At 52.8% G+C, this 13,226-nt stretch carries 12 protein-coding genes; 9 read left to right on the forward strand and 3 right to left on the reverse strand.

What is annotated here, in order from left to right:
• Positions 1–98: 98 nt before the first annotated feature.
• Positions 99–1,211, reverse strand: a complete 1,113-nt coding sequence (locus FGL10_RS00195; protein ID WP_036470163.1) for a histone deacetylase family protein — start codon at positions 1,209–1,211, stop codon at positions 99–101.
• 130 nt (positions 1,212–1,341) lie between these two features.
• On the opposite strand from FGL10_RS00195, the gene yajC reads away from it, so the two are divergent.
• The 9 genes from yajC to FGL10_RS00240 all read left to right on the forward strand — a co-directional run bounded on the left by yajC (position 1,342) and on the right by FGL10_RS00240 (position 9,656).
• Positions 1,342–1,608 (forward strand): preprotein translocase subunit YajC, encoded by a 267-nt coding sequence (yajC, locus tag FGL10_RS00200; RefSeq protein ID WP_003710464.1) that lies wholly within the window; start codon positions 1,342–1,344, stop codon positions 1,606–1,608.
• Positions 1,609–1,682: 74 nt separating this feature from the next.
• Positions 1,683–3,536 (forward strand): protein translocase subunit SecD, encoded by a 1,854-nt coding sequence (secD, locus tag FGL10_RS00205; RefSeq protein WP_003710462.1) that lies wholly within the window; start codon positions 1,683–1,685, stop codon positions 3,534–3,536.
• 3 nt (positions 3,537–3,539) lie between these two features.
• The gene (gene secF / locus FGL10_RS00210) at positions 3,540–4,475 is read left to right on the forward strand and encodes a protein translocase subunit SecF (protein ID WP_003710460.1); all 936 of its coding nucleotides are present in this window, start codon (positions 3,540–3,542) and stop codon (positions 4,473–4,475) included.
• Between the two features lie 7 nt (positions 4,476–4,482).
• Positions 4,483–4,659 (forward strand): hypothetical protein, encoded by a 177-nt coding sequence (locus FGL10_RS11885; protein ID WP_003710458.1) that lies wholly within the window; start codon positions 4,483–4,485, stop codon positions 4,657–4,659.
• Positions 4,660–4,697: 38 nt separating this feature from the next.
• On the forward strand, positions 4,698–4,967 hold the full coding sequence (rpsO, locus tag FGL10_RS00215) for a 30S ribosomal protein S15 (RefSeq protein ID WP_002217790.1): 270 nt from the start codon (positions 4,698–4,700) through the stop codon (positions 4,965–4,967).
• 275 nt (positions 4,968–5,242) lie between these two features.
• Positions 5,243–6,367 carry an ABC transporter ATP-binding protein gene (locus FGL10_RS00220; RefSeq protein ID WP_003710456.1) on the forward strand — a complete coding sequence of 375 codons (1,125 nt, stop codon included), beginning with the start codon at positions 5,243–5,245 and terminating at the stop codon, positions 6,365–6,367.
• 15 nt (positions 6,368–6,382) lie between these two features.
• A complete protein-coding gene (locus FGL10_RS00225; protein ID WP_003710454.1) occupies positions 6,383–7,348 on the forward strand; it encodes an ABC transporter permease subunit in 966 nt (321 codons plus the stop codon).
• Positions 7,348–8,235: an ABC transporter permease subunit gene (locus FGL10_RS00230; protein WP_003710452.1), complete on the forward strand. Its 888-nt coding sequence runs from the start codon at positions 7,348–7,350 to the stop codon at positions 8,233–8,235. Before FGL10_RS00225 ends, FGL10_RS00230 begins: the two co-directional genes overlap by 1 nt.
• A gap of 125 nt (positions 8,236–8,360) precedes the next feature.
• Positions 8,361–9,656: an NAD(P)/FAD-dependent oxidoreductase gene (locus FGL10_RS00240; RefSeq protein WP_003710451.1), complete on the forward strand. Its 1,296-nt coding sequence runs from the start codon at positions 8,361–8,363 to the stop codon at positions 9,654–9,656.
• A 247-nt stretch (positions 9,657–9,903) separates the two neighbouring features.
• On the opposite strand, the gene FGL10_RS00250 is transcribed toward FGL10_RS00240, so the two are convergent.
• Together FGL10_RS00250 and rho are read right to left on the reverse strand one after the other, a co-directional pair.
• Positions 9,904–11,208, reverse strand: a complete 1,305-nt coding sequence (locus FGL10_RS00250) for an ammonium transporter (protein WP_036470159.1) — start codon at positions 11,206–11,208, stop codon at positions 9,904–9,906.
• 606 nt (positions 11,209–11,814) lie between these two features.
• Positions 11,815–13,074: a transcription termination factor Rho gene (gene rho / locus FGL10_RS00260; RefSeq protein ID WP_003710445.1), complete on the reverse strand. Its 1,260-nt coding sequence runs from the start codon at positions 13,072–13,074 to the stop codon at positions 11,815–11,817.
• Positions 13,075–13,226 lie beyond the last annotated feature (152 nt).

The following is a 13,226-nucleotide window of genomic DNA, read 5'->3' on the forward strand; positions in this document are numbered from 1 at the left end:
AAAACCTATTTCAAGCAGGTAAAAGTTTCTTGTTTTGCTTCAGGTCAAATAATGATACCGCCTGCAAACCGAATCAGATTTAAATAATACCTATGCCGTCATAGCCCTTGTTTTAAAACGGCCGGCCCGGCGTGCTTATGCCGGGTTCGGGCCGGGGGGGGGACGTGTTCCCTGTTGCGGTCCAATTCCGCCTGATAGGCGGCGGCCGTTTCGGATTTGCCCAATCCTGCCAGCACGCGGATGTGTTCGGCGGCGGATTTTGATAAGGATTCAAGGGTATAACCGCCTTCCAATACGGATACGACCTTACCCGGGCAGCCCGATGCCGTCTGAATGATTTTGTGTGTCAGCCAGCCGAAATCCGCCTCGTGCAGGTTGAGCCTGCCGGATTCGTCCGACCGGTGCGCGTCAAATCCCGCCGACAGCAGCACCAGTTCGGGTTTGAAGGCGGCAAGCCCCGGCAACCACTGCCTGCGGACGGCTTCCCGGAACGCCACGCTCCCCGTACCCGGCGGCAAGGGCAGGTGCACCATATTGCCGCCGTCGGGCATATCGTTGTTTTCGGGAAAGGGGAAAAGGTCGGTCTCAAACAGATTGAAAAACAGGATGTTCGGGTTGTTTTTGAGTATTTCCGCCGTACCGTCGCCATAATGGACATCAAAATCGATGATGGCGATGCGGTTCAGCCGGTATTCGGCAAGGGCGTACATCGCACCGGCGGCAACGTTGTTCAAGAGGCAGAACCCGCCTGCCTTGCCGCTTTTCGCGTGATGCCCCGGCGGGCGGGCGGCGCAAAAAGCGTGCCACGCTTTGCGTTTCATAACCATATCGACCGCCTGAACGACCGAACCTGCGGAAAAACGGGCGGCAGACAGGGAGTTTTTGCTGATAACGGTGTCGTCGTCCAAGCGGTAAATCTTGCCGTCTTCAGGCAGGCGGGACTCTAACCGGTTTAAATATTTGCTCGTATGGGCAAGCGCGAGGCGCGCATCGCTGATTTCTTCCGCGTCCAGTGTTTGGAGCCGCCGCCAAACGCCGGAACGGCGCAGGGCCTGCTCGATGCTGCCGATGCGTTCCGGGGAATCGGGATGGTTCGCGCCGGGTTCGTGCCCGGCACAGGCGGGATGCGAAATCCATACGGTGCGGGCGTTTTGGCCCGAAAAAAGGCGCAACAGGGAATAGAATTTCAGAATCAGGCGGATAGGCGGCATAGTTTCACAGTCGGGCCGGAGGGCGGCATATGGGCGGATGCCGGCGGCAAACCCGATATATTGTTTACGGTCTTATGCTATTATATACCCCGTTTAATTTTCAACCCTATTAGAAAGAACGGATAAATTTATGAATCAGGCTGTTGCACAATTTGCTCCTTTAGTGTTGATTATGGTGGTGTTCTACTTCTTGATTATGCGTCCGCAGCAAAAGAAATTTAAAGCACACCAGGCGATGTTGGCCGCTTTGAAGGTCGGCGACAAAGTCGTTTTGGCGGCAGGTTTTAAAGGACGTGTAACCAAAGTCGGCGAGCAATTCTATACTGTCGACATCGGACAAGGCGCGAAAATCGAAGTGGAAGTCGAGCGCAACGCGGTTGCCGCAAAAGCCGAGTAATCCGTTTTTTAGAAAAGCCGCCTCATTTCCCGAGTGCGGCTGTTTGCCTTTACAAACAAAGCAAAGGTTTATTTATGAACCGCTATCCTTTATGGAAATACCTGCTGATTGCGCTGACGGTTGCCGTCGCGGCCGTTTATTCGCTGCCCAACCTTTTCGGCGAAACGCCTGCCGTACAGGTATCGACCAACCGACAAGCCATTGTGATTAACGATCAAACCCGGTCTAAAGTGGATGCCGCGCTGAAACAGGCGGGTATTCAGACTGACGGGATGTTCGTCGTCGACAATTCGTTGAAAGTGCGCTTCAAAGATACTGAAACGCAACTGAAGGCGCGCGACGTTATCGAAAATACTTTGGGCGAAGGCTATATTACCGCGCTCAACCTTTTGGCAGACAGCCCGGAATGGATGGCGAAAATCAAAGCCAATCCGATGTTTTTGGGTCTGGACTTGCGCGGCGGCGTGCATTTCACCATGCAGGTCGATATGAAAGCGGCGATGCAGAAAACGTTTGAACGTTATTCGGGCGACATCCGCCGCGAACTGCGCCGCGAAAAAATCCGCAGCGGCACGGTGCGTCAGGCTGAAAACAGCCTGACCGTCCCTTTGCAGGATGCCGGCGATGTGCAAAAGGCGATGCCGCAGTTGCGCAAGCTGTTTCCTGAAGCAACGCTGAATTCAGACGGCAGCAATATCGTCTTGACGCTTTCGGAAGAGGCGGTCAATAAAGTGCGTTCCGATGCGGTCAAACAGAACATCACTACCCTGCACAACCGTGTGAACGAGTTGGGCGTGGCAGAGCCGGTTATCCAGCAATCCGGACCGGACCGCATCGTTGTGCAGCTTCCCGGCGTGCAAGACACCGCCAAAGCAAAAGATATTATCGGTCGTACCGCGACTTTGGAAGTGCGTATGGTGGAGGACGATCCCGCCAAGTTGCGCGAGGCTTCGGAAGGCAATGTGCCGAGCGGTTACGAGCTGCTTTCAAGCGGCGGCGAGCATCCGGAGACCCTGCTGATCAGCAAGCAGGTCGAGCTGACCGGCGACAATATCAACGACGCGCAACCCAGCTTCGATCAAATGGGCGCGCCTGCCGTGAGCCTGAGCCTGGACAGCGCGGGCGGCAGCATTTTCGGCGAACTGACTGCGGCCAATGTCGGTAAACGTATGGCGATGGTGTTGATTGACCAAGGAAAATCCGAAGTCGTAACCGCGCCTGTCATCCGCACCGCCATTACCGGCGGGCGTGTGGAAATTTCTGGCAGTATGACGACGGCCGAGGCCAACGATACTTCGCTGCTGCTGCGCGCCGGCTCCCTTGCCGCGCCGATGCAGATTGTCGAAGAACGCACCATCGGCCCGTCTTTGGGTAAGGAAAACATTGAAAAAGGCTTCCACTCTACCTTGTGGGGCTTCGCCGCCGTTGCCGTATTTATGGTGGTTTACTACCGCCTGATGGGTTTCTTCTCTACCATTGCCTTGAGTACCAATATCTTGTTCTTAATAGGTATTTTGTCGGCATTGCAGGCGACGCTGACACTGCCGGGCATAGCCGCGCTGGCCCTGACCTTGGGTATGGCGATTGACTCCAACGTATTGATTAACGAGCGTATCCGCGAGGAACTTCGTGCCGGCGTCGCACCGCAGCAGGCCATCAACCTTGGTTTCCAACACGCTTGGGCAACCATCGTCGATTCCAACCTGACTTCGCTGATTGCCGGTATCGCATTGTTGGTATTCGGTTCCGGTCCGGTACGCGGTTTTGCGGTTGTGCACTGTATCGGTATTCTGACTTCGATGTATTCGTCCGTGGTCGTGTTCCGTGCTTTGGTCAACCTGTGGTACGGCCGCCGCCGCAAATTGCAAAATATTTCCATCGGTTCGGTGTGGAAGCCGGAAGCCGGAATGGCAGCAGGCAAGGAGTAAAATATGGAATTATTTAAAATCAAGCGCGATATTCCGTTTATGGGCTACGGCAAACTGACGACCTTTATTTCGCTGCTTACGTTTATCGCCGCCGTATTCTTTTTGGTGACCAAAGGCCTGAATTTCTCTGTTGAATTTACCGGCGGTACGGTGATGGAAGTCCAATACCGGCAGGGTGCGGATGTCAATAAGATGCGCGACCGCCTCGATACGCTGAAAATGGGCGATATACAGGTTCAGGCATTGGGTACGAACAAGCACATTATGATCCGCCTGCCGAACAAAGAAGGCGTAACTTCCGCCCAATTGTCCAACCGGGTGATGGATTTGCTGAAAAAAGACAATCCCGACGTTGCCTTGCGCCAAGTCGAATTTATCGGCCCTCAAGTCGGTGAAGAATTGGTTACCAACGGTTTGATGGCATTGGGCTTCGTGGTGGCGGGCATCATCGTTTACCTATCTATGCGTTTCGAATGGCGTTTTGCCGTATCTGCCATTATCGCCAATATGCACGACATCGTGATTATTCTCGGCTGCTTTGCCTTCTTCCAATGGGAGTTTTCGCTGACCGTCTTAGCCGGTATCTTGGCCGTTTTGGGTTATTCCGTGAACGAATCTGTGGTGGTGTTCGACCGTATCCGTGAAAACTTCCGCAAGCCGCATATGCGCGGGCATACCGTGCCGGAAGTCATCGACAATGCGATTACCGCCACTATGAGCCGTACCATCATTACCCACGGTTCGACCGAGGCGATGGTCGTATCCATGCTGGTGTTCGGCGGCGCGGCCTTGCACGGCTTTTCTATGGCGTTGACCATCGGTATCGTGTTCGGCATTTATTCTTCCGTATTGGTTGCCAGCCCGCTCTTGCTGATGTTCGGTTTGAGCCGTGAAAACATCGGCAGGGAAGTGAAGAAGAAAGAAGAGATCGTGGTCTGAAGCGCATATGCCGTCTGAAGTGCCGCAGCTTCAGGCAGACAATGCTTCAGACGGCATTTTTAACGGTTGTTTTCACGGTTTTAAATATTGTGCAGAAAGGCGGGAATTGTGGCATAATGCCGCGTTGTCCTATCTTGGGCATAGGGAGTTTGCCGTTGTCTTCAGGCTTGGCAAACTTGTCTGAATCCCTATGGGGATTCTTATATTTTTGGAGTTTTCATTATGGCATTGACCGTAGAACAAAAAGCGCAAATCGTTAAAGATTTCCAACGTAAAGAAGGCGATACCGGTTCTTCCGAAGTGCAAGTCGCCTTGCTGACTTTCCGTATCAATGATTTGACCCCCCATTTTAAAGCCAACCCCAAAGACCACCACAGCCGCCGCGGCCTGTTGAAAATGGTCAGCCAACGCCGCCGTTTGTTGGCATATTTGCGCCGTACCCAACCCGATACTTATCGTGCGTTGATTACCCGCTTGGGTCTGCGTAAATAATTGCGCTTTTCGACACCGCCCGGAAACGGGCGGTGTTTTCTTTTCCCGTATCCCATTAATGATACCGGCCCATATTTATTCCCCTAAGACCTTATAAGCTAATATAATACAGGGTTCTTTATAACCCCCTTTTTATTTCACGCTGCCCGTGCGCTTCACAAGAGTTTCAGACGGCATCAGACGTTGCGACTCCCGCCAGCAATCAAACAGCTTTTTATCACCCTTTCGAAAATCCGTTTTGCCGGTACTCGTTTTTTTATTGGAGTATTGCCATTATGACCGCAACCACTGCGTCCTCAGCCAAACCTTATCTCAAAATCCAAGGTTTGGTGAAAAAGTTTGGTGACAATTACGCTGTCGATAACATCGACTTGGACATTTATCAACACGAAATCTTCGCCCTTTTGGGCAGCTCCGGCAGCGGCAAATCCACGCTGCTGCGTATGCTGGCGGGTATGGAAAGCCCCAATCAGGGCAAAATCATCCTTGACGGTCAGGACATTACCAAACTCGCGCCCTATGACCGTCCCATCAATATGATGTTTCAAAGCTATGCCCTGTTCCCGCATATGACTGTGGAGCAAAATATCGCTTTCGGATTGAAGCAGGACAAAATGCCTAAGGACGAAATCGCAGCGCGTGTGGAAGAAATGCTGCGCCTGGTTCAGATGACCAAATACGCCAAGCGAAAACCGCACCAATTGTCCGGCGGTCAGCAGCAGCGCATCGCTTTGGCACGCAGTCTGGCAAAACGTCCGAAAATCCTGCTACTGGACGAACCCCTCGGCGCGTTGGACAAAAAATTGCGCCAGCAAACCCAGCTCGAATTGGTCAACACGCTGGAGCAAGTCGGCGTAACCTGCATTATGGTTACGCACGATCAAGAAGAGGCGATGACGATGGCGACCCGTATCGCCATTATGTCCGACGGTCAGTTGCAGCAGGTCGGCACGCCCAGCGACGTGTACGACTATCCCAACAGCCGCTTTACTGCCGAGTTTATCGGCGAAACCAATATTTTTGACGGTGTCGTGATTGAAGATCATGCGGATTATGCCGTCATCGAATGCGAAGGTTTGGAAAACCACGTCCGTATCGATCATGGTTTGGGCGGCCCGAGCGAACAGGATTTGTGGGTCAGCATCCGTCCGGAAGACATCGATTTGTATAAAGAAAAACCCGGACATTTGGGCGATTATAACTGGGCGAAAGGCACGGTAAAAGAAATCGCCTATTTGGGCAGCTTCGCCATTTACCACATCAAACTCGCCAACGGCCGCGTCGTCAAAAGCCAAGTCCCCGCACCTTATTGGTATGTGCGCAACATCACGCCGCCGACTTGGGACGAAACCGTCTACATCAGCTGGCCGGAAAACCAACCGACTCCGTTGTTCCGTTGATTTAAGGGAAGTGAGATGAACCTTAAAAAACTGAAAAACAAACTGTTCCGCCGCCCGGGCCGGCGCGCGGTGATTGCCGTGCCATATATTTGGCTTTTGGTGCTGTTTCTGATTCCGTTCGCCATCGTGCTGAAAATCAGCTTTGCCGAACAAGAAATCGCCATTCCGCCGTTTACGCCGCTGACCAGCATCGATGAGGATTTAGGCCGTCTGAACATTGCTATCAGCTATCAAAACTATGCCGATATTTTCCAAAATTTTTGGAGCACCCTTAATCCGTTCGGCGACAGTGAAAACAGCAATATCTATCTGATGACTTATTGGTCCTCGATAAAAACGGCATTGACGACGACGGTGATTTGCCTGTTGGTCGGTTATCCGACCGCCTATGCGATTTCCCGTGCCGACCCATCCGTCCGCAATGGTTTGCTGCTTGCCATTATGCTGCCCTTTTGGACATCGTTCCTGCTGCGTGTCTATGCGTGGATGGGTTTGCTCGGGCATAACGGCATCATAAACAACTTATTGATTAAGATGGGTATTATCAGTGAGCCATTAGATTTGTTCTACAATGCGTTCTCATTGAACTTGGTGATGGTTTATGCCTATTTGCCGTTTATGATTCTGCCGCTTTACACGCAGCTGGTGAAACTCGACAACCGCCTGCTCGAAGCGGCTTCCGACTTGGGCGCGGGACCGGTCAAGTCGTTCTTGACGATTACCCTGCCGTTGTCGAAAACCGGCATTATTGCAGGTTCGATGCTGGTTTTCGTTCCCGCAGTCGGCGAGTTCGTCATTCCCGAGCTGGTCGGCGGCTCGGAAAACCTGATGATCGGTAAAGTCTTGTGGCAGGCGTTCTTCGATCAAAACAACTGGCCGCTGGCTTCCGCCGTCGCCGTTGTGATGGTTGCGCTGCTGGTCGTGCCGATTGCCCTGTTCCAGCATTATGAAAACCGCGAATTGGAAGAAGGAGCCAAATAATGCAGAAATCCAAATTATCTTGGTTCTTGAAACTGATGTTGGCACTGTCGCTGGCGTTTCTGTATATCCCGCTGGTCGTCTTGGTTGTCTATTCGTTTAACGAATCCAAGCTGGTTACCGTTTGGGGCGGCTTTTCGACCAAGTGGTACGGCGCATTGCTGGAAAACGACACCATTTTGGAAGCTGCTTGGTTATCGCTGCGTATTGCCGTCGTTTCCTCGCTTGCCGCCGTCGTTTTGGGTACGCTGGCGGGCTATGCGATGGCGCGTATCAAACGCTTTCGCGGCAGTACCTTGTTCGCCGGTATGATTTCCGCGCCTATGGTGATGCCCGACGTGATTACCGGCCTGTCTATGCTGCTGCTGATTATTCAGGTGCAGATATTTTTGCAGGGCAGCGAATGGTTGCAGCCGTTCTATTTCGACAGGGGCTTCTTCACTATTTTCCTCGGGCATACCACGCTTTGTATGGCATACATTACCGTCGTCATCCGTTCGCGGCTGATCGAATTGGATAAGTCGCTCGAAGAAGCCGCAATGGATTTGGGCGCGCGTCCGCTGAAAATCTTTTTCGTCATTACCCTGCCTTTGATTGCCCCTGCCATTGCTTCCGGCTTCCTACTCGGCATTACCCTGTCTTTGGATGATTTGGTGATTACCTCATTCCTGTCCGGCCCCGGTTCTTCCACATTGCCGCAGGTGATTTTCTCCAAAATCAAGCTGGGTCTCGATCCTCAGATGAACGTTTTGGCAACCATCCTCATCGGCATCGTCGGAACATTGGTCATCATCGTCAATTATTGGATGATGAGGCAGGCAACCAAGCGCGACCGCGAGGCGGCGGAAGCCTACCGCCAAGAAAAATTGGCTGCCGAGAAAGCAAATTAACTAATAAGGCAGGCTGACCGCATAACCGGGTCAGCCTGTTTTCTTCAACCGATTTTCTGTTTGGACGATATGGCCCGACAGCCTGTATCATTCCGTCCGAAAATATACCCGATAAAGCAAACACAATGATTCGTCCTGATTTTCAAGAATATCTGCCTTCTTATTATTTCAGTTCGGTTAATCCCCATACTGTTTATCCGAAACTCCAATGCCGTCTGAAAACCGATACCTGCATTATCGGCGGCGGTTTGAGCGGTTTGTGCACCGCACTGCCCTTGGCGGAGCAGGGACAAGAAACGGTTGTGTTGGAAGCCGCGCGCGTCGGTTTCGGCGCATCGGGACGGAGCGGCGGGCAGGTTATCAGCGATTACGCCTGCGGTATGGAGGAAATTGAAAAACAGGTTGGTTTGGAGCAGGCGCAATGGTTTTGGCAACAGTCTTTGCAGGCGGTCGAACTGGTGGACGAACGCGTCCGCAAACATACCATCGATTGCGATTGGCAGCGCGGTTATGCCACGGTTGCCGTTCGTCCGCAGCATTGGGAAGAATTGCAACAATGGCACGGGCGCGCCCAACGGCATTACGGTGCGAGTCATTATCAACTTTGGGATAAAGCCGAGTTGAAACAGCAGCTTGACAGCGATATGTACCAAGGGGCGCAATTCGATCCCCTGTCCGGACATCTGCACCCGCTCAATTACACGCTGGGCATCGCCCGCGCCGCTGCCGAAGCCGGCGCGCAGATTTTCGAGCAGTCCCCGATGACGCGCATAGAACCGCATCAAAACGGTTGGCTGGTTTACACGCCCGAAGGCAGTGTCGAATGCAAAAATATGGTCTATGCCGTCAATACTTATGCCGGTTTGAATCCGATATTCAAGCCTTTGGAGCGTAAGGCGATTGCCGTCAGCACCTTTATTATCGCCACCGAACCCTTGGGGGCGCGCGCAAAAGGGCTTATCCGCAACAATATGGCAGTATGCGACAACCGCCATATTTTGGACTACTACCGCCTCAGCGCGGACGGCAGACTGCTTTTTGGCGGTAAGGATAACGAGTTTATCGACGATCCTGCGCGTATGACCGAACTTGTCCGCCAAGATATGCTTAAAGTTTTTCCGCAGCTTGCCGATGTCGGAATCGAATATTCGTGGGGCGGGGAGTGCGATATTACCGCCAACCTTGTCCCGCATTTCGGACGTTTGGCCGCGAATGTTTTTTATGCGCAAGGCTATTCCGGGCACGGGATGGCGATAACGGGCATTGCAGGTTTGGCGGTTGCGGAAGCAATTTTAGGGGACGAATGCCGTCTGAAGCCGTTTGAGCGGTTGCGCCAGCCGAATATCATCCTCCAGCCGTTTTTGAGAAAGCTCGGTTCTTTCCTCGGCTCGAAATATTATCAGTGGAAAGACAGCCGTTGAGCGTCGCAGGCAGTATAGTGGATTAACTTTAAACCGGTACGGCGTTGCCTCGCCTTAGCTCAAAGAGAACGATTCTCTAAGGTGCTGAAGCACCAAGTGAATCGGTTCCGTACTATTTGTACTGTCTGCGGCTTCGTCGCCTTGTCCTGATTTTTGTTAATCCACTATATGTTTATCCCCATCGGCGGCAAACGTGAAAAATGCCGTCTGAAACCCGATTTCCAGGCTTCAGACGGCATAGCCGCCCTTATTCCACGCGTTCGCCGTGGATATTCAGATCCAAACCTTCGCGTTCGACATCCTTGCCGACGCGCAGGCCGCCGCAGATTTTCCCCACAACCTTCAAAATCGCCCAACTCATCAGCCCGCTGTATGCCGCCATAACGAATCCGTCTTTTATCTGTATCCACAACTGCTGCCAAACTGCCGCATCCCCGCCGAAAATGCGGTTGTCGAAAAAGATGCCGGTCAATATTCCGCCCACCAGCCCGCCGAATCCGTGTATGCCGAAAGCGTCCAAAGAATCATCGTAACGCAATTTGTGTTTGACGACGGTGACGGACACAAAGCACGCGGCGGCAGTCAATATACCGATGGCGGCCGCGCCCGACGGGCCGGTAAAGCCGGCGGCAGGAGTGATGCCGACCAGCCCGGAAACCGCGCCGGAAGCCAGCCCCAAAGCGGAAGGTTTGTGTCCCGCTATTTTTTCGCAGGCAAGCCAGCCTGCCGCGCCGAATACGGCCGACACCTGCGTTACCGCCATCGCCATACCCGCCGCCGCGTCTGCCGCAAGCGCCGAACCGGCGTTAAAGCCGAACCAGCCGAACCACAACATTGCCGCGCCGATCAGCGTCATCGCCATATTGTGCGGAGGCATCGCCTCGCGCCCGTAGCCTATGCGCCTGCCCAAAACCAAGGCGGCGACGAGTCCCGCGATACCGGCATTGATGTGCACCACCGTACCGCCGGCATAATCCAATACGCCGCCTTTGCTCATAAAGCCGCCGCCCCACACCCAATGCGCGCCCGGCACATAAACCAATAAAAACCATATGCCCGAAAACAGCATCATTGCCGAATATTTCATCCGTTCGGCAAACGCGCCGGTAATAATGGCGGTCGAAATAATGGCAAACGTCATCTGGAAAAACATAAATACCGGTTCGGGAACAGTCGGCGCATTAGGCGAGACGGTCAACATTTTTGCGGCAGCGTCTATCTGCATCCCGCTTAAAAATACGCGCCCCAAACCGCCGATAAAGGCATTTCCCGGCGTGAACGCCAAAGAATAGCCGACTGCGACCCAAAGAATGCCCACCAATGCCGCGATGGAAAAGCTGTGCATCATCGTCGAGAGCAGGTTTTTTTTCCGCACCATACCGCCGTAGAATAAAGCCAGTCCGGGAAGCGTCATCAACAATACCAAGGCAGCCGCAGTCATCACCCAGGCGGTATCGCCCGAATTGACGGCGGAATAAGGCTTCCACCAGTTTAATGGTTCTGCCGATAGGGATGCCGGCAGCAAAGATGCCGCCCATATGTGTTTTTTCATTTTGATTGAAGTTTCCTTAATGGTTGGATTCTGTCTTTCGGGAAGGCGGGGTCGGGGCTTGTCCGGGATGGCGCAAGCCCTGCCGAACCGGGAGGCGCGGGGAGTTGTGCCGATGTGCCGCCCTGTGTGAAACAAATCCCTTGTTTGAACGTGAAAATAGTGCATCCGATCCGTCGTATCCGTTGTCCGGCAGGAGGGGCATCCTCAGGCGGCGCATATGGGGGCGGACGGATTGTCAACAATCTGCCGTAGGAAAATATACAGATGTTTGGAGGATAAGGCAAAATATTGTTGACAATATTTTCGTTTAATAAAATTAATTTATTGATTAATATATTAAAAAATTTTATTTATGAAATAAAAAATAAAATTTATATAAGAATGGACGCGGTTTGCTGCAATCTCGAATCAAGTTCCCGCATCGGTTTCCAATGCCGGTACGGATGCCTTAAAGCCGGCTTTGCAAAGGCTGCACATTCGGCAGGCAGATACGGACATTGCCGGCGGTTGCGCCGTTACCGCGCCGGGACCGTGTGAATGAAAATGCCGTCTGAAACCCGATTTTCAGGCTTCAGACGGCATTTCGCATTAATGCGGGCGGCGCGTTTATTTTCCGCGCATCAGTTCAAAGAAATCATCATTGTTTTTAGAGGCTTTGATTTTTCCGATTAAAAATTCGGCTGCCTCGATTTCATCCATCGGGTGCAGGAATTTGCGCAGCAGCCACATACGTTGCAGCTGGTCGTTCGGCACAAGCAGTTCTTCGCGGCGCGTGCCGGATTTGTTGATGTTGATGGCGGGGAAGAGGCGTTTTTCCGCCATACGGCGGTCGAGGTGCAATTCCATATTGCCGGTGCCTTTGAATTCTTCGTAAATCACATCGTCCATACGGCTGCCGGTTTCAACCAATGCGGTGGCGATGATGGTCAGCGAACCGCCTTCTTCCACGTTGCGCGCCGCACCGAAGAAACGTTTGGGACGATGCAGTGCGTTGGCATCGACACCGCCGGTCAGGATTTTGCCCGAGGTAGGCACGACGGTGTTGTAGGCACGGGCAAGGCGGGTAATCGAATCCAGCAGGATGACCACGTCTTTTTTGTGTTCCACCATACGCTTGGCTTTTTCAAGCACCATTTCGGCAACTTGGACGTGGCGTTGAGCCGGCTCGTCAAAGGTGGAGGAGACTACTTCGCCACGGACGGAGCGGCTCATTTCGGTAACTTCTTCGGGACGCTCGTCAATCAAGAGGACGATGAGTTCGACTTCAGGATAGTTTGCGGTAATGGCATGGGCAATATTTTGCAGCATCACGGTTTTACCGCTTTTGGGCGGGGCAACCAAGAGGGCGCGTTGACCTTTGCCGATGGGAGAAATCAGGTCGATGGCACGTCCGGTCAGGTTTTCTTCGGACTTTAAATCGCGTTCCAGTTTTAACTGTTTGGTCGGAAACAGAGGAGTCAGGTTTTCAAACAGGATTTTATGGCGGCATACTTCCGGGTGGTCGCCGTTGATGGAATCCAGTCTGACCAGGGCGAAATAGCGTTCGTTGTCTTTGGGGACGCGCACGCTGCCTTCGATGGTGTCGCCCGTATGCAGGTTGAAGCGTCGGATTTGGGTGGGTGAGACATAGATGTCGTCGGGGCCCGCGAGATAGGAGGTGTCCGCGCTGCGGAGGAAACCGAAACCGTCGGGCAGGATTTCGAGTGTGCCGGAGCAGGTAAAACTCTCACCTTTTTTCATCATTTGACGGACGATGGCAAAAACCAAGTCTTGCTTGCGGAAACGGTTGGCATTTTCGATAGCGTGTTCTTCTGCCAACTCTAAAAGTTTGGAAATGTGCAGGGTTTGTAATTCAGAGACGTGCATAATAATGATATATAGAAGAGGAAAAGACGGGCGGATGCCGTCTGAAAGAAGAAGCTGACCGTTGGCGGTTGCTCGGAGAAAGGGGAATTGTAGGCAGTCGGCGCGTGGGTGTCAAATATTATCTCAGGCGGAGGCAGCCTTTATCGGCAGGA

Source organism: Neisseria lactamica (genome assembly GCF_901482445.1).
In the GTDB taxonomy this organism is placed as follows: domain Bacteria; phylum Pseudomonadota; class Gammaproteobacteria; order Burkholderiales; family Neisseriaceae; genus Neisseria; species Neisseria lactamica.

Excerpts from the sequence above, each read along its gene's own strand:
- rho (WP_003710445.1), bottom strand. The coding sequence starts at position 13,074 with ATGCACGTCTCTGAATTACAAACCCTGCACATTTCCAAACTTTTAGAG.
- FGL10_RS00230 (WP_003710452.1), top strand. The coding sequence starts at position 7,348 with ATGCAGAAATCCAAATTATCTTGGTTCTTGAAACTGATGTTGGCACTG.
- secF (WP_003710460.1), top strand. The coding sequence starts at position 3,540 with ATGGAATTATTTAAAATCAAGCGCGATATTCCGTTTATGGGCTACGGC.
- FGL10_RS00240 (WP_003710451.1), top strand. The coding sequence starts at position 8,361 with ATGATTCGTCCTGATTTTCAAGAATATCTGCCTTCTTATTATTTCAGT.
- FGL10_RS11885 (WP_003710458.1), top strand. The coding sequence starts at position 4,483 with ATGCCGTCTGAAGTGCCGCAGCTTCAGGCAGACAATGCTTCAGACGGC.
- yajC (WP_003710464.1), top strand. The coding sequence starts at position 1,342 with ATGAATCAGGCTGTTGCACAATTTGCTCCTTTAGTGTTGATTATGGTG.
- secD (WP_003710462.1), top strand. The coding sequence starts at position 1,683 with ATGAACCGCTATCCTTTATGGAAATACCTGCTGATTGCGCTGACGGTT.
- rpsO (WP_002217790.1), top strand. The coding sequence starts at position 4,698 with ATGGCATTGACCGTAGAACAAAAAGCGCAAATCGTTAAAGATTTCCAA.
- FGL10_RS00250 (WP_036470159.1), bottom strand. The coding sequence starts at position 11,208 with ATGAAAAAACACATATGGGCGGCATCTTTGCTGCCGGCATCCCTATCG.
- FGL10_RS00225 (WP_003710454.1), top strand. The coding sequence starts at position 6,383 with ATGAACCTTAAAAAACTGAAAAACAAACTGTTCCGCCGCCCGGGCCGG.
- FGL10_RS00220 (WP_003710456.1), top strand. The coding sequence starts at position 5,243 with ATGACCGCAACCACTGCGTCCTCAGCCAAACCTTATCTCAAAATCCAA.
- FGL10_RS00195 (WP_036470163.1), bottom strand. The coding sequence starts at position 1,211 with ATGCCGCCTATCCGCCTGATTCTGAAATTCTATTCCCTGTTGCGCCTT.